Origin of the sequence: Arthrobacter flavus, assembly GCF_039526005.1 — a bacterium.
Lineage (GTDB): Bacteria > Actinomycetota > Actinomycetes > Actinomycetales > Micrococcaceae > Arthrobacter_D > Arthrobacter_D flavus.
The window spans coordinates 460,725-479,355 of the sequence record NZ_BAAAIJ010000047.1; the positions used below are offsets into that span (position 1 = coordinate 460,725).

The window sequence follows — 18,631 nt, forward strand, 5'->3', positions numbered from 1 at the left end:
ACCGGGGCCGAAATACCGGCGCCAGTGGCGTCCCCGCCCACTGGCGCCGGCAGTCTGCGGACGTTGAGTTACACGTTGTGCGACTTAGGTGCTCCCATCCCTGGATCAATTTGATGTGGACCGGAGGACGAAGGGCGGACGTCGAAGTGGAAGATCGACGTCGGAATGTACACCGTGGAGCAGGAGTTGGGGATGTCCACCACACCGGACAGCCTGCCTTCGATCGGCGCCGACCCGAGCAGCAGGTAGGCCTGCTCAGGGCTGTAGCCGAACTTGGTGAGGTAGTCGATGGCGTGCAGGCAGGCCCGCTGATAGGACAGGTGGGAATCGAGATAGTGCTGCTTACCATCCAGAGTTACCGAGGTGCCGGAGAACGCAATCCATTCGCTGTAGCGGGGGTCGACGTTACCGGGCATGAAGATGGCGTTCTCGCTGACCCCGTAGGTTTCCATTCCCCCCTTGATGACATCCACCCGCAGGTCGATGAACCCGCCCATCTCGATGGCACCGCAGAAGGTGATTTCGCCGTCGCCCTGGGAGAAATGGAGATCTCCGAGCGACAGGTTCGCCCCGTCCACAAAGACCGGGTAGAAGATGCGGGTCCCCTTCGACATGTTTTTGATGTCCTGGTTACCGCCGTTCTCACGCGGGGGCGCGGTGCGGGCCGCTTCCCCGGCAACCCGATCAAACTCCGACGCCGGGAGGCCACCCAGCACCGCGAACTGTGGCTCGGGAGGGAGAGCCAACGGCGGAACCCGATGGGGGTCGGTCGCGATCAGGTCACCCTCGCGCTTGTTCCACTTGGCAAGGAGCTCAGCGGAAGGAGCGGTCCCCATCAGGCCCGGGTGGATCAGCCCCACATAGGAGACGTCGGGTACGTGCCGGGAGGTGGCCACCTGGCCGGTGAAGTCCCAGATCGCCTTATAGGCGTCGGGGAACTGCTCGGTGAGAAAGCCGCCGCCGTTGTTGCGAGAGAAGATGCCGGTGTATCCCCAGCCCTGCCCGGCCAACGGACCTGAGTCCTCCTGTGGAATCGGTCCGACATCAAGAATGTCGACGACCAGGAGGTCACCGGGCTTTACGCCCTCGACGGCGAAGGGGCCACTGAGTTTGTGGACGGTCATCAGGGGTGCGTTGAGGATGTCGTCGGCGGAGTCATCGTTGACTATCGCGCCGTCGAACCACTCTCGGCAGTGGACCCTGAAGGAGTCACCCGGTTTGACGGTCGCCACCGGGGGAATCTCCGGGTGCCATCGGTTGTGGCCAATTTTTTCCTGGTCTTCGAACTTCTTGGCGGAGTCGAGTGGAAATATGACGTCGGGCATTTCATCTCCTCTGGGTTGGCCGCACACCGTGGGTCAGGGACGCGGCAGCTTACTGTGAAGTGGATTGGTCGTGTAGGGCTGGCTCTTACGTCTGGATCTGGACGGCAACGCTCCGGTGACCACCTGCGGTTCTGAGGCGCTACGTTCCGATGAATCGATGAGCTGGAAGGCCGACGTCCCGGCCTTGGACAGGTTGGGCACGCTCATCTTCCGTCGGGCCGCTCCTCCGCAGGTAGGACAGGATTGCTGATCGGAGGCTGCGCTCATCGGGCTGATGACCTCGAAAATGCTGCATTCGGGGCACCGGTATTCGTAGATCGGCATCGGCCAGACTGTCCTTTCTATGGGTTGGCTCCTAAGCGGGTGCCACGGCTTGGTTTTCCTGCGACGCTTTGCCCCGAGGGATGCCTCGGCGGCCCAGGAAGAAGGCTGCACCTAGGGCGGCTGCGGCAGCAATGGCCACCAGGACGGCATACCCGTCATTGGTCTCGTACCTGCCGGTCAGCAGGAAGAATGCGGGAATGGTACCGGTAATGTGCGCGACGAAGATCGTGAACCAGCCGGTGGTGAAGGTCAGGGAATCCCGCCCCAAGCCAAGCAGCAGGAAGAAGAGGAACCACAGGACGGCCCACGTCAACCAGATCACCCCAAACACCGGGTCCCCTACCAAGGTGAACTGGAGGATTCCGATCACCACGGCACAGGCTGCAACAAAGATGGAGAACCATCCCAGGCCTTCGCCGCTGATTCCGGTCATCTGGATTATCCCGACATACAGATACGTGAACCCGAACAGATACAGCCCTGCCGCGCCGAAGATGATGGCCAGATCGTTGTTGGACTGAATGAGGATGATGGTCGGGAAGACTACCTGCATGGCCCCGACGAAGAAGTTGAGGATGGCCGCGGACTTGCCCGGGACGAGCCCAATCAACATCAGGCCATTCATGAAGAGAACCGCGCCGACGTACAACAAACCAACACTGCTCATGACACTCCTCAGACAACGAAGAGGGAAAATTTGAAATTGGTAAGCCACTCCGAACCATCCGTAAAGCTGGCACAAAAGTGGCGAGAGCGATCAAAAGTATGGACTTGTGATGGTGACGTTAGTAGTGCGGAAATTTACTGTCAATGGACTGGCTGTTGGTCAGGCCTCTTGACTATGTGGTGGCCACATAGTGTTCCCTTGAGGGGAACTAACAACGGGAAGCGGAACCTCAGACATGTCATGGAGCACACGGGAGGTCGCGGATCTCGCGGGCACCACGGTGAACGCCGTGCGTCACTACCATCAGATTGGGCTCCTGGAGCAGCCGGATCGCCTGTCGAACGGCTACAAGAAGTATCAGGTGCGCCACCTGATCCGGATTCTTCAGATCCGGCGCCTGCGCGAGCTTGGCGTGCCACTGGATCAGATCGAAGAGGTGGGGGTGGGCGGCGATCCATCGGTGGAGGCGCTCCAAATCATTGAGGCTGACCTCGGGACAACGATCGAGCGGCTGGAACGCGCGCGAGCAGAGATCAGGTCCATCCTGCAGGGTTCGGCCTCCACTGATCTGCCAGCGGGGTTTGAGAACATCGGCGACCGGCTCACAACCGGCGAACGGTCGCTGATGCTGATCTACTCGCAGCTTTACGACGATCAGGCGATGGCCGATCTGCGGGACATGGTGGCAGCCGAGGTCGACGACGCCAGCGTCGCCTTCGACGCGTTGACCCCGGACGCCGACGAAAGTACCCGCCAGCAGCTGGCCGAGGATTACGCGGTGCCCCTGGCACGTGACCTGGCCAAGTACTCGTGGCTCACTGCCCCGGGGGCGCATCAGCCCAAGGGTCCGCGCGTGACACGCGAGACGCTGGTGGAGTCAGTTGCCGCCCTCTTCAACCCGGCCCAGCTGGACGTGCTGGGCCGCGCAAGCCTGCTGGCGATGGAGCGGCTGGCTACGGACCGGGCCGCAGCTGCTCACACCGACCACAACGACGGCGAGGAGCCGGCATGACAACGAACGACAACGCACCAGCTACCGAGACAGACCAGCCCGATACCATCCCTGCCGACCGCGCGCTCGTCGAGGATATCTTGCTGCTGCTCTTCCAACCAGATTCGGGGACGATCGCCGGCGAGAACATCCTGTTCTATGTCCTGGGCGGGGCAGCCGTCGCGGAATTGGCCCTGACCGGTCGAGCCGAGCCTCGCCCCACAGGCCTTTTCTCGAAGCCCATCCACCCGATCGGTACCGTCCCGCCTGCCGACGTTCTGCTGGCCCCGGCGTGGGACTACCTCACCGAGAAACCGCGTGGCGCGCAAACCGTCCTCGCTGCGATCGGTCCTTACCTGCGGGGGCCGGTGCTGGATCGTCTGGTGGCGCGCGGCGACCTTCGACGTGAGAGTTACAAGTCTCTTGGCTTCATTCCGTCGACGAAGTATGTGCTGAACAGCGGACGGCGGGAGGAACTCCTCAACCGGGTGCGGGGGGTTCTGCTCCGCGGCGAGGACTCCGACCCGCGAACCGCGGCCGCCACGGCCCTGCTTTCCGCGAGCGGCACCCTCCCTCAATTCCACCGCGAGATTCCCTGGAGTGGCGCTGTCTACACCCGTGGCAAGGAACTGGAGAAGGGAGACTGGGGTGCGGCTGCCGCCTCATCGGCGGTCATCCGGACGATGGCAGCGGTTGTTACCGGCGCGCTGAGTGCCGTGGCCGTCCAGGCGTCGCGCCCCTGAGCGCGCCAAAGGCCGGAAGCGCCTCAAGGGGACTGGCTGCGGCAGCCGCCCTGGGCTTCATCAGCCTCCCGGACTGGTGACAGCCGGGTCTCCGCCTACCGGCGCAGCGAGGCTTCTCTCGCATGCTGGTCGAAGTAAGCGTTGGACTTCTCCGAGTGCAGCAGCAGCAGGCCGATAACGGCGAGCAGGGCACCTACGACAGGGGCAAAAAAGTTCGCAGGATGGGCCAGGAACGAAAAGATCGCGGAGAGAAATGACAGCGAGAACGAAACGGTCATTAGGATGCGGGCGAGGTTGCTGCCCCCGAAGAGTGCGAACGCCACAAGGAAGTGGATAACCCCGACGGTGATCGCCACCCAGGCCGTCTCGTTGGACACCCCGTCAGGGTTCAGTACCAGCGTCAGGACGAGAACGCCAGCGACGATCTGCAGGACCGCCCCGATCCACGCGAGGACCGCGATGAGGACCACCCCGCCGGGACGGTGGCCGGACAAGAGCCGACTGGACATCAGTGGCACACCTTCTTGTGAATTCTGCTGAAGATTCTGTTGTGGTGCCAGGAAACCCCTGGCACTCCCTGGCCGGGCAGGATCTTTCCTGATGAAGCCAAGGTAGCCGGAGCCGAGGATTTTGAGAAGGTATTGGACCGAATCCAATGCAGCTTTCCAGGGTAGCTATCCCTCGGATGTCCTCACGGCACCCGCCCGGTGATTGTTGATGCCCAACGGGCCTCCTCGATGCCGCGGACAAGGCTGGGGCGGCACGACTCATTCCCGTCCACTATTCGTCGGATTATCGTCGGCCAGCTGGCTGGCGGTCCGGCCTGGAATCAGCGCCCACAGGGCTGGCAGCAGGATGCAAGCGCCAACGGTGTAGGCAAAGTCCTCAATTGGGGCAAGGGCCAGCCGGACACCGAGGATGAGGTCGGGGTTGTAGTCGACAATCCCGATTGCGATCAGCACATTGTCGAATACCGCCGTGGCGATCAGTAGCACGAGCAGGGTGATGCCGACCGCCCGCCGGCTGGGAAGCTGACGGCGTCGCGTCCGGTAGGCCCAGGCGGCGATGGCCAGGATCGGGACGAAGAAGATGATGTTGAGGACCAGATACGTCATGCCGCCGACTCCTGTTCACGCTTCCGGTCTCGTTTTCCGTCCCACACGGCGACCGCTCCCAGCACGTTGAGCGTGGTGTAGCAGAGCAGCGCAAGGAAGAACACTTCCTCGAGGGGCAGTTCGGGGGCAAGCAGGATTCCGGTCATCAGGTCAGTGATGCCGCGGAAAAAGATTCCGAGCGCAATGCCGAAGAGGTCCCAGACAATGAAGAAGCTGATCCCGAGGATCATGGTCCAGGTCGCCTTGCGGGCGTCCCGCCAGAAGGTGAGGCCGAACCTCCAGTCCAGGAGCATCGAGCCGCCAAGCGAGAAGAGCAGCGCCCCAAGGTAGATCAGGCCCATTTCCTAACGTCGATTCGCTGGTGGCCGCTGCCGCAAGCGCAAAGGTCGGACCCGTTGGTGGCGAAATGTCATAGTCGAAGACTACCGGGGCCGCTCACCATCAAAGGTCAGGGTGACACCGTCAGCAAGTTTCTGGAATGCTCTCACCCCGGCCTCGGGGTCTGCCCGGAGTGTGGGCTCCAACCCTGCAACAACGAGGTCGGCAAGGAGCTCGAACGTGGCTTCCAGCGCCGGGGCGGACTGATCCCGCAGAACAGGCTCGGCGAGAAGCGGACCGACGGAGAGCACGCTGAGCAGATGACTCATGGTCGCGGGGTCGAGATCGGCCCTAACCAGTCCGGCGTCGGCCATTGTGCGGAGGAACTCCTCGCCGAGAAGGACACGGGGCCGGTAGCGAACCGGTCCCCGTATCAGACCATCAAGGATCCGCCCGTCATCCTCGTAGATCGCCCGCATGAACGGACGCGCGAGCAACTCTGCAATTGAATGACGGTAGATCCCGGAGAGGCGCCCACCCTCGGGATCGGCGGCAATCCGGGCTGCGGTCGAGTGCAGGTAGCGGCTCAGCTCCCGCTGCACTGCCGCATCGACGAGGGCGGTCTTGCTCGGAAACTCGAGGTACACGGCCCCTTTGGAGACCCTGGCCTCACGCGCGATCCCCTCCACCGAGGCACGCCGCACCCCTCCCCGCAGGATCAGGGCGACGGTGGCATCAAGAAGATCTTCCCGCCGATCGGAGTTCTGAGCGGTCATGGGGTGCTCGAAACTGGCGCGTGTTCTACGAGGAAGTCCATCAGTACCTGGTTGAAGTACCAAGGGTTGTCCTGGTTCGCATTGTGGCGGGCTTGAGGGATCACCCGATAGTGAGCCTGAGGGTCGCGCGCGGCCCAGAGAGGTGCAGCCTTCCTGATGTTGCCGGTCTGATCATCGTCACCGTGGGTAAGCAGCATCGGTCGCTCCATGCGATAACCAGGTTGCGGCTGGGTGACGCGTGTAACCGCCTCCCAGACAGTGAGGAACTCCTGTTTGCTGAGTATGCTCATCGCCTCCCGTGCATAGGAGCGCACCTCGGGACTGTGGGCGAGGGACTTCACCATCGCTTCCTGGAGATGGCGGTATGGCCACCACCGGAACCAGGTCAGAGAACTGCGGAGGAGGAAGAGAGACCAGGGCGAGATTGGCGCCGTCGTGCAGGTGGATCCGATGATTCCCAGCGCTGCGATCCGCTCTGGGTACCGCAGTACCAGATCCTGGGCGACATATCCTCCGAGCGATTGCCCGACGACGACAAACTGGTCGACGGCTTCCTCGTCCACCAGGGCCAGAACATCGTCGGCCAAATCCGAAACTGTCAGGGTGGTGAGACCCAGGGGTTTGGATTGGCCGTGCCCCCGAAGGTCGACAGCCATCACCCGGTATCCCGCGCGGAGCAGGGGTTCCAATTGCGCGTTGAACATCCAATGGTCCATCGTCGCGCCATGCACCAGCACGACCAGCGGGGCCGAGGTCGGGCCGCTCACCCAGGCATGCAACCGACTGCCCCCACGGTCAAGAACGATTGCGCGTGGCTGGTCATTAGGATTGGTCATAAGCTAATTGTTGACCGAATGACCACTATTGGTCAATCGGTCAATCTCCTGTTTCGCGGGGTTTGCTGACCGCCCCGTGAACCTGTGGCATGCGGGTGTCTCAGTAGCAACCGCCTCCCGCGTGCTCTCAGGACACCCCTCCACTTCCGCCGAGGCCCGCACCGCCGTCACCGAGGCAGCTCAGGAACTCGGCTTCCGGCCCAACGCGCAGGCCCGCTCCCTCCGCAAGACCACCACCGAAACCATCGGCCTGGTCCTCCCTGATGTCCGCAACCCCTTCTTCGCCGACCTCGCGCACGCCATCGAACAACGCGCCCGCGACTTCAAGTACCTCACCCTGTTCGGCAACGCCAACGAAAGCGCCGAACAGCAGGACCGCTACTTCGACGTGCTGTTGTCTCAGCGTGTGGACGGCCTCATCGCCGCGCCCCTCGGCGACCTCGCCAGCCTGCGCAGCATCCTCGACAGCGGCATCCCCACCGTCTTCGTTGACCGCGTCATCGCCGACATCGACGTCCCCAGCGTCACTCCCGACAACGTCACCGGGATCCAGGAAGCCGTCCGCCACCTCACCGACCAGGGCCACCGCCGCATCGGCTACATCGCCGGCCCGCCTTGGCATCGCCACCATCCACCAGGAACTCAACCTCGTGGACACCACCGGCGCTGGTGACGCTTTCACCGGTGCGTTGGCTGCCCGGTTTGAGTGCCGGGGATGCCCTGCCCGACGCCGTCCGGGTTGCTGTGCTGGTCGGGGCGTACGCTGTCGGGGCCCAGGGCGCCCAGCCGTCCTACCCGTCGCTTGAGAATCCGCTGCCTGCCGCACCGGCCTCACTGATCACCACTGGACAGGACACTGACGCGTGAAGAAGACCGGAATCCTCAACGGACCTCTGAACGGGATCCTCGGCACCTTTGGTCATGGACATCTGGTGGTGATTGCCGACGTCGGCATGCGGCTGCCTGATACGGACACAGTGGTTGATCTGGCCCTGGTGAAGGGCATCCCATCCTTCACCGAGGTGCTGCAGGCGGTGTTGGCTGATGTGCAGGTTGAATCGTCATTGCTGGCTTCCGAAGCGACCGGGTCCTCCGTTGAGGAGATCGTCCGTGCTGAGGGGCTGAACCCTGACTTTGTGAGCCACGAAGACCTGAAGGCGCTGCTCCCCTCGGCCAGGCTGATCATTCGGACCGGCGAGGCGACTCCCTACGCCAACGTAGTGCTGCGTTGCGGAGTCACTTTCTAGCAGTTGCCAGGCGGGCCTGGTCTGATCGGAGACTGCACCTCAGAAGGGTGGGGGTATGTCGGGTGGCGGTGCTGGTGGTGGGTCTGGTCGTGTGAGGTAGGTTTCCCCGGCGGGGGAGATTGCAATGATCATGCCGGGTTCGGGTTGTCGATACTGCCAGTAGCCCTCGGATTTGAGTTTGTGGTGGCGTTTGCACAACGCAACCAGGTTGCCGTAGCTGGTTGTCCCGCCCTGTGACCAGGGCTTGGTGTGGTCGAGTTCGCAGAACACCGCCAACCGGTTACACCCCGGATGCCTACAGGTCCGGTCCCTGACCCTGACTGCGTCCTTCAGGTCCTGCGGGACCCGGTACGTTCTCGCATCAGCTCCGAGCCTGGCCCCGGTAAAAGGGTGGGTGAGGATCCTCGTGAATGAAGGTGCGTGACCGGCGAGCTTCCGGGCGGTCTCGGGATCAATCGGACCATACCCTTCGAGCTCTCCCGGGGCATCACCGCCGAGGAGAGTCATCACGGGGACCGTCACGAACACCTTCGCCTGCACTCCCCAGTAGACGGCCGCACCGCCACGACCGGCCAACCCTCCTGGTCCGCTCACCCTGTGCGTCCCATCCGGGCTATCGAGGCCATCCGGTTCGCCAGCGCCGTCGGCGGTTATTGCTCCAATGGTGGTGCCATCGGAGTTCGTACTCATGTGACCAGTGGTGCCAGCGCTGGTGAGGACGTCCGCGAGCACATCGGCCCGTAGCTGGGTGAGCGTGCGTGGTTCGTCGGGTCCTTGGAGTGCACGGGCGGCGGTGTCGAGGCGGTGATAGATCCCGGCCGCCTGATCAACCGGTAGGTAGGCTTCGAGCCAGGCCATCCCGTCATAGCTGGGGGTCAGGAACACCCCGCGTTCCTTCACAGCTTTGCGGTGGCGGGTGGTGATCGCTTCGGGATGCAGGGTTTCCCTGAGTCGGTTTGCCTGCTGACGGAACTTCGCAACGGTCGTTTGGGACGCCGTTTTAATGAGCCGGGCTTCGTAGTCCGCGGTCACTGTGGGGTTGGTATCGGGGATGCTGGTGGCTTCCTCAACCACAGCCCACGCGTGCCGCTTCGTGAGCTTCCCGGCCTCCAACGCTTCCAGAGTCGCCAGGCAATACCGGGTCAACAGGGTGCTGTGCTCCACCAGGAACCCAGCCGTCCGCTCCGGCACATGCAGCGCCGCCCCGATCTCACTAGCTGTCAGCGTTTTCTCGAAACCCCTGTCTCGGGGGTCGTGGCGGGTTTGTTCGGTTTGGAGGTCAAGGGCCCGGGTCACGACTTTGGCTTCCTGGGCGTCCAACCAGGACCGTGCTTCGTCGATGTCTTTCAACGCGTCCACCACCTGAGCCGCATCCAAACCACCCACCGCAGCCATCCGCAGCTGACCCGACAGCGCAGGAGGCTCACGGCTGGAACGCACCCGCAGATCCGGGTCATCCCCGAAGTAAAAAGAAGCCCACGCCTCCGAGAACAACCACGCCCCACCAGAACCATCCGAACCCGACCGAGTCGAACCAGACCCTGTTGAATCGGACTCCGCTGAGTCCGGTTCTGGAGCTGCATCGTTCGGATCCGCTTCGTTCGAGTCCGTGTCGGTCGTGGGCTCCGGCGGTTCAACGACCGGGGCCGTCCACTCCGACTCAACACCCAACGGACCAGCCGCACCATAGCCTGAAGAAGTCGCAGCGCACCCGCAATCAGAAGCAGAATCCGCGCCGGATCCGGGCGGAATCTCCGGTTCGTTAAAAGAAGCTCCTGTGCCTTCCATAGCTCTATTCGATCACCCGCCACTGACAAAATAAGGGGAAGATCAGGGGTGCATAAAAAGAATTTTAAAGATTTTTTCGGACAGACAAAGGACACGGCCCTGGCATGAAACCAGCTCCCGCTCGAGCCTTAAAACGCTCTAACCGCTGAGCCGAACCACCATTTCGGGAGTCAACCGCAGACTCTCCGGCGAACCGCCCCCTATCAGCGTCTGCAGGGCGTGCAAGCCCTGGCGACCCATCTCGTGCATCGGCGAACGGACCGTCGTCAGGTTCACGCCAGCGGCGAGCGGGGTGTCGTTGAATCCCCCCACTGCAACATCCGCAGGAACAGACAGCCCCGCTTCTCGGAACACGCCCAGAGCACCGATTGCGGCGAAGTCGTTGACGGCGAAGACCGCTTCTGGCATCCGACCGGATGCCAGGATCCGTGATGCCGCTTCCTGTCCAGCCGCAGCATCGAAGCCATTGTGGATCACCCATTCCTCCGGAACGACGATCCCTGCGTCGTCGAGCACGTCAATAAACCCGGTTGTACGATCACTCGACGTTGAGGTCGCTTCCGATCCTGCGATCAGCGCAAAACTGCGCCGTCCTGTCGCGAGGAAATGCTCGGCCATCAGCCGGCCACCGGCATAGTCGTCGCAGGTGACGCTCACGTGGTCGCCGGAGGTACGGCTGACCAGGACGAGTGGGACACCACGCGTGGCCAACTCGTCGAGATACGGCTCCCGCAGGTGTGCGTCGCCGAAGATCAGTCCGTCGATGCGCCGGCCAAGCAACATCTCGGCCTTGGCACGCTGCTTGGTGCTGTCATCAAGGGAGTTGGCGACCACCGCGAACAGACCGTTCTCCGCTGCAGCCTCATCGATTCCTTCGTAGATGGTGGCCAGCACAAAGTCCTGCAGGCGCGGGACAATAACTCCCACAGTGTCTGAACGCGCGGTTCGCAGCGACGCCGCATGCGGGTTTCGGCTATAACCGCGCTCCCGGGCCAGCGAAAATATCCGCTCCGTGGTTTGCGGGGCCGCCCACTTCGATTCCACCCCCGCGGGATCGTTCAGCACCCTCGACACAGTGGAGACATTGAGGCCCAGCTCGGTGGCCAGAAGCTTGAGTGTGACAGGTACGGTGCCGTGCATGTTTCCATTTCGTGTCGAAAATGAGCTCAATGTAAACAGTTGCGAAATGTGTTGCGCTTCACATCTACTTCCCCATAGTATCGCTATCACGCAATACACAAACGTTTGCGGCATACGTTTGCTGCAATCGATTGATCCAGTACTTTCGTTGCAGTCGAGACAACGACAACTAGGGAGTGAACCAATACGTGGCTTCGATTCGGATACTAGGAACAGGCGGCACCATCGCGTCCCGTGGCCAGGGCGTCAGCGGCGCCATCGCCTCAGATAGCACCGACTCGCTGGCCGCAGCGCTGTCCGACGCACACCACATCACCTCACGGGACCTGCTCACCGTCGGCAGTTATTGCCTGGACCTGCGGGATCTACGGATCATTGCCGAGGAAGTCGCTGCCGAACTTGCCGAGCCCGACGTCGATGGCGTCGTCATCACTCACGGCACCGACACCATGGAAGAAACTGCGTTCCTTCTCGATCTGGTCCACACCAGCCTCAAGCCGGTAGTCCTCACGGGAGCCCAGCAACTCGCCGACAGCGACTCCCCCGATGGTCCACGCAACCTCACCGAAGCCGTGATGGCGGCAGCGGATAAACGCCTGCAGGGCGCCGGAGTGTTGATTTCGTTCGCGGGGTCGGTCAGGACGGCTCGTGGCGCCCGCAAGGCACACACCACCGCGGCCAGTCCTTTCGCCGGCGGGGTGGAGGTGGGGCACCTGGCGGGCGACGACGTCGTCGTCACCGCAGCACCCTCCCGCCTCCCGCCTTTACCGCTACCGACCGAGGCATTTGACGACGTTCAGGTGGAGATCATCACCGCCTACCCCGGAGCAACGCCGGAACTGTTGCGTCACGCCGCGGCCGCGGGCGCTGGAGCTCTGGTGCTCGCCGGAACGGGGATCGGTAACGCTGGAGCTGGGTTCGCTGACGCGGTGGCTGACCTCACCGCTGCAGGCGTGCCAGTGATTCTCAGCAGCCGAACCCCCTGGGGTCCGGTGGTACCCACCTATGGCAACGGCGGCGGCAAAGACCTGGTCCGGGCTGGCGCCGTGATCGCCCGCGACCTCAACCCGTTCCAGTCCCGGATTCTTGCCGCCCTGCTCTTGGCAGCGGATCCAGACCCCACGACTTTCCCGCACCGGTTTGCAGCGCATAGCTAGTCGACCTGAACCACCCGGCAGTACCCAGCACCAACCCATCCAGGAGGAACAGTATGGCCAAGAAGATTTTTGTTTCGGTAGGCATTGACGTTGACGCAGTCGGTGGCTGGCTCGGCTCCTACGGCGGTGAGGATTCGCCTGGAGACATTTCCCGGGGCATCTTCGCCGGCGAGGTCGGTGTGCCACGGCTACTGAAGCTGGCACAGGACCGCGAAATGCCGGTGACCTGGTTCTGGCCCGGACACTCCATCGAAACCTTCCCCGAGCAGTTCGAAGCCACCGTCGCCGCCGGCCACGAGGTGGGTGTGCACGGCTACAGCCATGAGAACCCCATCGCGATGACCCGCGAGCAGGAGACGGAGGTGCTGGATCACTGCATTGACCTGTTCACCACCCGAACCGGCAAGAAGCCGGTGGGTTACGTGGCTCCGTGGTGGGAATTCTCCAACGTCACCAACGAGATCCTGCTCGAGCGCGGCTTCCTCTACGACCATTCCCTCATGCACAACGACTTCACCCCCTACTACGTGCGAGTGGGCGACTCGTGGACCAAGATCAACTACGACGCCGCCTCAGCCCAAGAATGGATGAAGCCGCTGGTTCGTGGCAAAGAGACGGACCTGATTGAGATTCCTGCCAATTGGTACCTCGATGACCTGCCTCCGATGATGTTCATCAAGGGCAGCGCCAATAGCCACGGTTTCGTCTCCCCCCGCGACATTGAGCAGATGTGGAAGGACCAGTTCGACTGGGTCTACCGCGAAATGGACTACGCCGTGTTCCCCCTGACGATCCACCCGGACGTCTCCGGACGGCCACAGAACCTGCTGATGCTTGAACGCCTCTTTGACCACATCGCCGGCCACGACGGCGTCGAGTTCGTGAACATGGAGACGATCGCCCGCGACTTCTCCGCCCGCTACCCCCGCACCGCACCCTAACCCGCTACCCGGCACCAGAACAGGATCCCGCCATGACCTCCACCTCGACCCCCCAAGAGCCCGCCCGTCGAAGTCGCCCCCTGGGACGTTGAAATTACCCCGCAAGTAGTCCGCAAAGTCTCAGTGGTCTGCTTCATCGCCTGGGTTATCTCGGTGTACGACTTCACCCTCTTCGGAACCCTCCTGCCGGTGATCGCTGACGACTTCGGCTGGAGCGCCGCCGAGTCCACCGCAGTGAACACCATCGCTCACGTCGGTATTTTCATTGTGGCTCTCGCGGTGGGCACCATTATCGACCGGTTGGGTCGTAAGAACGCACTGATCGTCCTCATGCTTGGTGGCGCCGCTGCTGCAGGCTTCACCGGCCTGGCAGCTGGTGCGGTCAGCCTGATCATCATCCGGTCATTCTCCGGGTTCTCCATGTCGGAGGAAGTGGTCAATGCCGTCTACCTGAACGAGATTTACCGGAAGGTCAAGAACCGCGGCCTGATGTACTCGATCGTGCAGGGTGGATGGCCCGTCGGCGCGCTCCTGTCCGCCGGCCTCTCGGCACTATTGCTGCCAATCATCGGGTGGCGTTGGAGTTTCGTCGTCGCCGCGGTCATGGCGTTGCTGGTCGCAGTCATGGCCTCCCGCCTACCTGAATCCCCCACCTTCGCAGCCATCAAAGAGGTTCGTCGCCGCCAGGCAGCCGGAGACATCGAGGGAGCCCGCGAGCTCGCAGCCCAGCATGAGCTCGAAGAAGGCAGCCACCACAAGACCGGCATCAAGGACGTCTTCACCCCCGAGCTGCGGCGCCACACCATCCTGCTGTCGCTGGCGTGGCTGTTCAACTGGGCCGCGATCCAGGTCTTCTCCGTTCTGGGCACCACCGTTCTGGTCGAAGCCAAGGACGTAACCTTCGAAAACGCGCTGCTGATCCTGGTCCTCGCCAACGCGGTTGGCTTCGCCGGATACGTCTTCCACGGCTGGCTCGGCGACCGCATCGGCCGGCAAAAAACCGTCATCATCGGCTGGTTTGGCGGCGGCGTCGCCAGCCTGATCATGCTGCTGGGCCCCAGCAGCGACGTCTTCATCATCTCCATGTACGCGATGACCCTGTTCTTCCTCACCGGTCCCTACGCCGCCCTGCTCTACTACATGGGCGAGTCCTACCCAGCCCACGTCCGCGGGATGGGCACCAACGTGGCCCACGTGATGGCACCCCTGGGCGGCATTGCGGGCTCCGGTCTGCTGAGCCTGATGCTGTTCCTCGGCCTGGAGATGCAGTGGGCGGCAATCATCACCGGCACCGGCGGGCTTTTCATCTCGGCCCTCTGCATGGTCGGCACCCGCAAGGTCACCCAGCACACCGCCCCCACCGCGGCGGCAACAGTATGATTCGCGATGACGGGCTCGAAGGCAAGGTAGCCGTCATCTCGGGCGGTGCCAGCGGGATCGGCCAGGCCCTGGCCGTTGCCTATGCCCGCGCTGGCGCCCACACGGTGGTCGGCTACCTGGAAAGCGATCCGTACGACGTCGCCGACACGGTGGCGCTGGTGGAGGCGGCGGGCGCCACCTGTGTTGCAGTGCCGGTGGACGTTCGCAGCTACGCGGACACAGAGAATATGGCACAAGCCGCCCTCGACACCTTCGGGAGGCTGGATATCGCCATCGGAGCCGCAGGAATCCTCCGGCGGGCGTCCCTTGCAGATATGACGGACGACGCGTGGGAGGACATGATGGCGGTGGACCTCTCCGGAGTAATGCGCACCTTCCGCTCCTGCGCCGCCCGCATGAACAACGGCGGGGCGATGGTTGCCACTTCCTCCATTGCTGGTGGGGTATACGGCTGGGAGGATCACAGTCACTACGCGGCGGCGAAGGCCGGACTGCTAGGCATGTGCCGGTCCCTCGCCGTGGAACTGGCCCCGGGGAAGATCCGCGTCAACGCTGTGATTCCGGGACTAATCGAAAGCCCGCAGTCACTCGATGGCACAAATTCCCTGGGGAAGGACGGTCTGGACGCGGCCGGCGGGATCATCCCGTGGGGTCGGGTGGGCCAGGTGGACGAAGCCGCCAGAGCGATCAGGTTCCTGACCAGCGATGATTCTGCCTACGTCACCGGGCAGCAACTGATTGTCGACGGCGGCCTCACCGTCCGCTGGCCAAGCTAGACGCCGCGGCCCGCTTATCTTTCCGCCACCCTTTGCAGTTAGGACCCCGATCATGACCCAACTTCACGGCAAAACAGCCGTCATCACAGGCGCCGGCAGTGGTATCGGAGCGGCCATCGCCAGGCTCTACGCCTCCGAGGGTGCGAACCTCTTCCTGCTGGATGTAGACAAGGCCCAGGTGGATGCCGTGGCCGTCGAGTGCTCGTCAACGGGTGTCACTGCTGTAGCACGACGGGTGGATGTCATGGAGAGCGACGACGTCAGGGCCGCCATGGATGCCGCTGCGGAGCTGCTGGGCGGGATCGATATCCTGGTCAGCAGCGCCGGCATCCTCGACGAAACCCCGTTTCTGGAGCTCAGCCCGGAAGTTTACGACCGAACCATGAATGTGGACCTGCGCGGAGTCTTCCTTGCCGCACGCTGGGCCGCGCCGCACATGGTGAAGCGTGGCGGCGGACGGATCATCAACATCTCCTCGCAACTAGGGATCAAGGGCGGCACCGGTCTGGCCCACTATGTGGCAGCGAAAGCAGGCGTAATTGGCCTCACCAAGGCCCTAGCGTTGGAGCTGGCCCCGCATTCAATCCTTGTCAACGCCATTGCACCCGGGCCGATCTTCACCCCGTTGATCGAAGGTCTCTCGGATGAATGGAAAGCAGCAAAGCAAGCTGAGCTGCCTGTGGGCCGTTTCGGTACGCCTGAGGAAGTGGCGCCCACGGCGCTGCTGCTCGCCTCTTCACCAGGCGGTAACCTCTACACTGGCCAAACCCTCGGCCCCAACAGCGGCGACGTGATGCCGTAAGCCACTGCCTACGGTGTCTTGCTCACAATAGAAAAAACCCACTCCAAGAAGACTGAACGCGGGATGAATTCCTGCAGGAAGGGCTAGTGATGTGCGGAGCCTGTCCCGGCGGCGCCGGGATCTCCCGAATATCCGGGTATGTCACCCTGGCCCGCATGCGGCCCGCAGTAGGCGCCCTTCTGCAGGATATTGCCGGAAAGCGGTTAGTGCTCACACCCTTCGGTGATGCCTGGACATTCAGCACCCGCATGGGTAAGAAGAGCGTCCTTCCCGGGCTGGAGGAGGTAGCAGCCGAGATAGTGTCAGGTCCCCTCGACTGGCAGGCGGTCACTGCCCTTACCGGTGAGGCGGTCAGCGGGGTGGCCCCCGAGTTGGCGTGCCCGTCCGCTCCGGTGCTGGAACGGATCGCTACCTCCCCGCTGCCGACGCATGACTCCCTCAGCGCAACGACTCCGGAGCTGACTCCAGGACAATTCACCGCGGCCCTGCTGGTACGGGCAGCGAACGCCCACATCTAATCGCGCGATGAGGATGTTTAGCCCATCAGGCAACCGACCCGAGTTGCGTCGCCGGCTGGTTATTCTGCCCGTTGCCAGTTAACTTAGGCGGCCCACCCACGGGCAACGGCGTCGAGTGCCGACAGGTAAACCGCAGCCCAATCGGCGTCGGGACGCCCCATTTGTGCCAGCTCCAGACTGACAATCCCGTGTACCTGTCCCCAAATCGCGACCGCAACCAACTCAACCGGAGCATCCACCAGCACACCCGCTGTCTGCGCCGACGCGACCGCGTCCATTAGCGGCTGCATCGCATCGCTCGCGGCGTCAGGGTTCGGCTGACAATCGGCATACGCAGCCAGCGCGCCACCGAACATCAGCCGGTACAAGGCCCGATGCTCCAGCGCCCAGGTCCGGTAAGCGACCCCCAACGCATTCAACCCGCCGTCGGCGGCTGCCAGCTGCGAATCACGGAACGAGCGGAACCCGTCGTCGACGACGGCCGTCAACAGCTGGGATTTACCGCCGAAAAGCGAATACACGGCCGACGTGGACGTCCCGGCCGCCGATGCCACATCGCGCAGCGTCACGCGCGCAGGCCCGTCACGGTCAATCAGGTCAGCGGCGACGGCCAGCAGGTCCTGTCGCAGGGAATCGTTGTGGACTACAGGTCTTGCCATGGGACCCATTGTTTCATAACATTGTTTTGTAACAACGTTATGGAAGTTTGAGCCCAGGGAGTTCTGATGGCACAGCACATCTACGCGGGTCGACACACTGCTGACCCAGCAAGCGAAACCGTCACGGTATTCCTGATCGGCATGCGAGCCAACCGCTGGTGGAAGATCAGGAAGGTCAGCAGAGTCGCTGCTGCCATGCCGCGGATGCTCAAGCATCTAGCCACCGACCCCGCCGCGGGGATGCTGGGCTACGAGCAGTGGCTCGGCCGCACCACCATGCTGCTCAGCTACTGGGAGAGTCCTGAACACCTGCGGAAATTCGCGGCGGATAAGGAATCTCCCCACCTGGAACCTTGGCGACGGTTCATGAAGGAACTTTCAGGCACCGGCGATGTTGGCATCTGGCACGAAACGTACCAGGTCCCGACCACCGGAATCGAGACCGTCTACAACGGAATGCCATTGTTCGGCCTCGCGAAAGCGACGGCACACGTCCCCATCGGGGAGCGTAACAATACGGCGAAGCAGCGGATGGGCCGGGCACCGGGGCCGAAGGTCCCTTGACAGAATCTGCCCCTGCTCTCATATTCAAAGGGCATCAATAACCGAGGGGGCTGCCGTGATCAACACTTCTTCATCGCGAGACCATCTTTCCGAACGGCTTCGAGACCTCTTCGCCTCCTATCCAGACGTGCGAGAGATCCGGATGTTCGGCGGCATCTCCTTCATGGTGAATGACCGCATGGCAGTCGCCGCCGATCGAGCCGGTGACCTGCTGGTGCGAACCAACCCGGCTGACTACAACGAGTTCCTCCGACGCGGCGCTGTTCCGGCGCTGATGGGCCAGGACAAACCAATGGGACGCGGTTGGCTGACCGTGCCACGCCACCAGCTCGACGACGACGCTGAGCTTGCGTACTGGGTCAACGTCGGCATTGACTCCGGGGCACCAGCCCCAGAGACATCTGTCGGAGACGAATCCGTCCAGGCACAGGCAACCTCCGGGCCCGCGCCTTCCTCCCGCACAGGGCCAGGCACTGGCAGCCCCACTCCTGATGCTCGACGGCGTCGGACACCAGACACCGCCCCGCACGTTCTGACCGGAGCTTCTGATACCGCTCGCTAGAC

Annotated in this window: 24 protein-coding genes; 13 read left to right on the forward strand and 11 right to left on the reverse strand. The window is 62.9% G+C overall.

Annotated features, from left to right (window positions below):
- Positions 1-68: 68 nt before the first annotated feature.
- The 3 genes from fmdA to ABD059_RS12260 are packed head-to-tail and all read right to left on the reverse strand — an operon-like array spanning position 69 to position 2,316.
- Entirely contained in the window at positions 69-1,325 is a 1,257-nt protein-coding gene (fmdA, locus tag ABD059_RS12250) for a formamidase (protein WP_343880392.1), read from the reverse strand.
- A 33-nt stretch (positions 1,326-1,358) separates the two neighbouring features.
- Entirely contained in the window at positions 1,359-1,649 is a 291-nt protein-coding gene (locus ABD059_RS12255) for an FmdB family zinc ribbon protein (protein WP_343880394.1), read from the reverse strand.
- Positions 1,650-1,680: 31 nt separating this feature from the next.
- Positions 1,681-2,316, reverse strand: a complete 636-nt coding sequence (locus tag ABD059_RS12260) for an AmiS/UreI family transporter (RefSeq protein ID WP_343880396.1) — start codon at positions 2,314-2,316, stop codon at positions 1,681-1,683.
- Positions 2,317-2,551: 235 nt separating this feature from the next.
- Here ABD059_RS12260 and ABD059_RS12265 point away from each other — a divergent pair, with 235 nt between their 5' ends.
- Both ABD059_RS12265 and ABD059_RS12270 read left to right on the forward strand, forming a co-directional pair.
- A complete protein-coding gene (locus tag ABD059_RS12265) occupies positions 2,552-3,328 on the forward strand; it encodes a MerR family transcriptional regulator (RefSeq protein WP_343880398.1) in 777 nt (258 codons plus the stop codon).
- Positions 3,325-4,050 (forward strand): GOLPH3/VPS74 family protein, encoded by a 726-nt coding sequence (locus ABD059_RS12270; protein WP_343880400.1) that lies wholly within the window; start codon positions 3,325-3,327, stop codon positions 4,048-4,050. Before ABD059_RS12265 ends, ABD059_RS12270 begins: the two co-directional genes overlap by 4 nt.
- A 95-nt stretch (positions 4,051-4,145) precedes the next feature.
- Here ABD059_RS12270 and ABD059_RS12275 read toward each other — a convergent pair whose 3' ends face one another.
- The 5 genes from ABD059_RS12275 to ABD059_RS12295 form a co-directional block, all read right to left on the reverse strand.
- The gene (locus tag ABD059_RS12275; RefSeq protein ID WP_343880402.1) at positions 4,146-4,559 is read right to left on the reverse strand and encodes a hypothetical protein; all 414 of its coding nucleotides are present in this window, start codon (positions 4,557-4,559) and stop codon (positions 4,146-4,148) included.
- 258 nt (positions 4,560-4,817) lie between these two features.
- Entirely contained in the window at positions 4,818-5,165 is a 348-nt protein-coding gene (locus tag ABD059_RS12280) for a lycopene cyclase domain-containing protein (RefSeq protein WP_343880404.1), read from the reverse strand.
- Positions 5,162-5,506 (reverse strand): lycopene cyclase domain-containing protein, encoded by a 345-nt coding sequence (locus tag ABD059_RS12285; RefSeq protein WP_343880406.1) that lies wholly within the window; start codon positions 5,504-5,506, stop codon positions 5,162-5,164. Before ABD059_RS12285 ends, ABD059_RS12280 begins: the two co-directional genes overlap by 4 nt.
- Before the next feature lie 81 nt (positions 5,507-5,587).
- Positions 5,588-6,259: a TetR/AcrR family transcriptional regulator gene (locus ABD059_RS12290; protein WP_343880408.1), complete on the reverse strand. Its 672-nt coding sequence runs from the start codon at positions 6,257-6,259 to the stop codon at positions 5,588-5,590.
- Positions 6,256-7,095, reverse strand: a complete 840-nt coding sequence (locus tag ABD059_RS12295; protein ID WP_343880410.1) for an alpha/beta fold hydrolase — start codon at positions 7,093-7,095, stop codon at positions 6,256-6,258. Before ABD059_RS12295 ends, ABD059_RS12290 begins: the two co-directional genes overlap by 4 nt.
- A gap of 76 nt (positions 7,096-7,171) precedes the next feature.
- Here ABD059_RS12295 and ABD059_RS12300 point away from each other — a divergent pair, with 76 nt between their 5' ends.
- From ABD059_RS12300 to rbsD, 3 genes are read left to right on the forward strand one after another with little or no spacing between them, the layout of a single operon-like run.
- The gene (locus ABD059_RS12300; RefSeq protein ID WP_343880412.1) at positions 7,172-7,768 is read left to right on the forward strand and encodes a LacI family DNA-binding transcriptional regulator; all 597 of its coding nucleotides are present in this window, start codon (positions 7,172-7,174) and stop codon (positions 7,766-7,768) included.
- Between the two features lie 11 nt (positions 7,769-7,779).
- The gene (locus tag ABD059_RS12305; protein ID WP_343880414.1) at positions 7,780-7,962 is read left to right on the forward strand and encodes a hypothetical protein; all 183 of its coding nucleotides are present in this window, start codon (positions 7,780-7,782) and stop codon (positions 7,960-7,962) included.
- Positions 7,959-8,342, forward strand: coding sequence for a D-ribose pyranase (gene rbsD / locus ABD059_RS12310; RefSeq protein ID WP_343880416.1), 384 nt, complete (start codon positions 7,959-7,961; stop codon positions 8,340-8,342). Before ABD059_RS12305 ends, rbsD begins: the two co-directional genes overlap by 4 nt.
- A gap of 39 nt (positions 8,343-8,381) precedes the next feature.
- Here rbsD and ABD059_RS12315 read toward each other — a convergent pair whose 3' ends face one another.
- Together ABD059_RS12315 and ABD059_RS12320 are read right to left on the reverse strand one after the other, a co-directional pair.
- Entirely contained in the window at positions 8,382-9,782 is a 1,401-nt protein-coding gene (locus ABD059_RS12315) for an HNH endonuclease signature motif containing protein (RefSeq protein WP_343880418.1), read from the reverse strand.
- Between the two features lie 486 nt (positions 9,783-10,268).
- Positions 10,269-11,270, reverse strand: coding sequence for a LacI family DNA-binding transcriptional regulator (locus tag ABD059_RS12320; RefSeq protein ID WP_343880420.1), 1,002 nt, complete (start codon positions 11,268-11,270; stop codon positions 10,269-10,271).
- 188 nt (positions 11,271-11,458) lie between these two features.
- On the opposite strand from ABD059_RS12320, the gene ABD059_RS12325 reads away from it, so the two are divergent.
- From ABD059_RS12325 to ABD059_RS12350, 6 genes are all read left to right on the forward strand, one after another.
- Positions 11,459-12,427 (forward strand): asparaginase, encoded by a 969-nt coding sequence (locus ABD059_RS12325; RefSeq protein ID WP_343880422.1) that lies wholly within the window; start codon positions 11,459-11,461, stop codon positions 12,425-12,427.
- Between the two features lie 53 nt (positions 12,428-12,480).
- Entirely contained in the window at positions 12,481-13,368 is an 888-nt protein-coding gene (locus ABD059_RS12330) for a polysaccharide deacetylase family protein (protein WP_343880424.1), read from the forward strand.
- Between the two features lie 153 nt (positions 13,369-13,521).
- On the forward strand, positions 13,522-14,748 hold the full coding sequence (locus ABD059_RS12335; protein ID WP_343880426.1) for an MFS transporter: 1,227 nt from the start codon (positions 13,522-13,524) through the stop codon (positions 14,746-14,748).
- Positions 14,745-15,524: an SDR family NAD(P)-dependent oxidoreductase gene (locus ABD059_RS12340; protein WP_343880428.1), complete on the forward strand. Its 780-nt coding sequence runs from the start codon at positions 14,745-14,747 to the stop codon at positions 15,522-15,524. Before ABD059_RS12335 ends, ABD059_RS12340 begins: the two co-directional genes overlap by 4 nt.
- Positions 15,525-15,576: 52 nt before the next feature.
- A complete protein-coding gene (locus ABD059_RS12345) occupies positions 15,577-16,326 on the forward strand; it encodes an SDR family NAD(P)-dependent oxidoreductase (RefSeq protein ID WP_343880430.1) in 750 nt (249 codons plus the stop codon).
- A 155-nt stretch (positions 16,327-16,481) separates the two neighbouring features.
- Positions 16,482-16,844, forward strand: coding sequence for a hypothetical protein (locus ABD059_RS12350; RefSeq protein ID WP_343880432.1), 363 nt, complete (start codon positions 16,482-16,484; stop codon positions 16,842-16,844).
- A gap of 83 nt (positions 16,845-16,927) precedes the next feature.
- Here ABD059_RS12350 and ABD059_RS12355 read toward each other — a convergent pair whose 3' ends face one another.
- On the reverse strand, positions 16,928-17,503 hold the full coding sequence (locus ABD059_RS12355; RefSeq protein WP_343880434.1) for a TetR/AcrR family transcriptional regulator: 576 nt from the start codon (positions 17,501-17,503) through the stop codon (positions 16,928-16,930).
- A 66-nt stretch (positions 17,504-17,569) separates the two neighbouring features.
- On the opposite strand from ABD059_RS12355, the gene ABD059_RS12360 reads away from it, so the two are divergent.
- A complete protein-coding gene (locus ABD059_RS12360; protein WP_343880436.1) occupies positions 17,570-18,067 on the forward strand; it encodes a DUF4188 domain-containing protein in 498 nt (165 codons plus the stop codon).
- Between the two features lie 55 nt (positions 18,068-18,122).
- Entirely contained in the window at positions 18,123-18,629 is a 507-nt protein-coding gene (locus tag ABD059_RS12365; protein ID WP_343880438.1) for a TfoX/Sxy family protein, read from the forward strand.
- The last annotated feature ends 2 nt before the right edge of the window (positions 18,630-18,631 follow it).

Coding starts and splice junctions, on each gene's coding strand:
- ABD059_RS12320 (WP_343880420.1), bottom strand. CDS start 11,270: ATGCACGGCACCGTACCTGTCACACTCAAGCTTCTGGCCACCGAGCTG.
- ABD059_RS12285 (WP_343880406.1), bottom strand. CDS start 5,506: ATGGGCCTGATCTACCTTGGGGCGCTGCTCTTCTCGCTTGGCGGCTCG.
- ABD059_RS12350 (WP_343880432.1), top strand. CDS start 16,482: ATGCGGCCCGCAGTAGGCGCCCTTCTGCAGGATATTGCCGGAAAGCGG.
- ABD059_RS12340 (WP_343880428.1), top strand. CDS start 14,745: ATGATTCGCGATGACGGGCTCGAAGGCAAGGTAGCCGTCATCTCGGGC.
- ABD059_RS12265 (WP_343880398.1), top strand. CDS start 2,552: ATGTCATGGAGCACACGGGAGGTCGCGGATCTCGCGGGCACCACGGTG.
- ABD059_RS12255 (WP_343880394.1), bottom strand. CDS start 1,649: ATGCCGATCTACGAATACCGGTGCCCCGAATGCAGCATTTTCGAGGTC.
- ABD059_RS12270 (WP_343880400.1), top strand. CDS start 3,325: ATGACAACGAACGACAACGCACCAGCTACCGAGACAGACCAGCCCGAT.
- fmdA (WP_343880392.1), bottom strand. CDS start 1,325: ATGCCCGACGTCATATTTCCACTCGACTCCGCCAAGAAGTTCGAAGAC.
- ABD059_RS12345 (WP_343880430.1), top strand. CDS start 15,577: ATGACCCAACTTCACGGCAAAACAGCCGTCATCACAGGCGCCGGCAGT.
- ABD059_RS12355 (WP_343880434.1), bottom strand. CDS start 17,503: ATGGCAAGACCTGTAGTCCACAACGATTCCCTGCGACAGGACCTGCTG.
- ABD059_RS12360 (WP_343880436.1), top strand. CDS start 17,570: ATGGCACAGCACATCTACGCGGGTCGACACACTGCTGACCCAGCAAGC.
- ABD059_RS12295 (WP_343880410.1), bottom strand. CDS start 7,095: ATGACCAATCCTAATGACCAGCCACGCGCAATCGTTCTTGACCGTGGG.
- ABD059_RS12280 (WP_343880404.1), bottom strand. CDS start 5,165: ATGACGTATCTGGTCCTCAACATCATCTTCTTCGTCCCGATCCTGGCC.
- ABD059_RS12275 (WP_343880402.1), bottom strand. CDS start 4,559: ATGTCCAGTCGGCTCTTGTCCGGCCACCGTCCCGGCGGGGTGGTCCTC.
- ABD059_RS12290 (WP_343880408.1), bottom strand. CDS start 6,259: ATGACCGCTCAGAACTCCGATCGGCGGGAAGATCTTCTTGATGCCACC.
- ABD059_RS12260 (WP_343880396.1), bottom strand. CDS start 2,316: ATGAGCAGTGTTGGTTTGTTGTACGTCGGCGCGGTTCTCTTCATGAAT.
- ABD059_RS12330 (WP_343880424.1), top strand. CDS start 12,481: ATGGCCAAGAAGATTTTTGTTTCGGTAGGCATTGACGTTGACGCAGTC.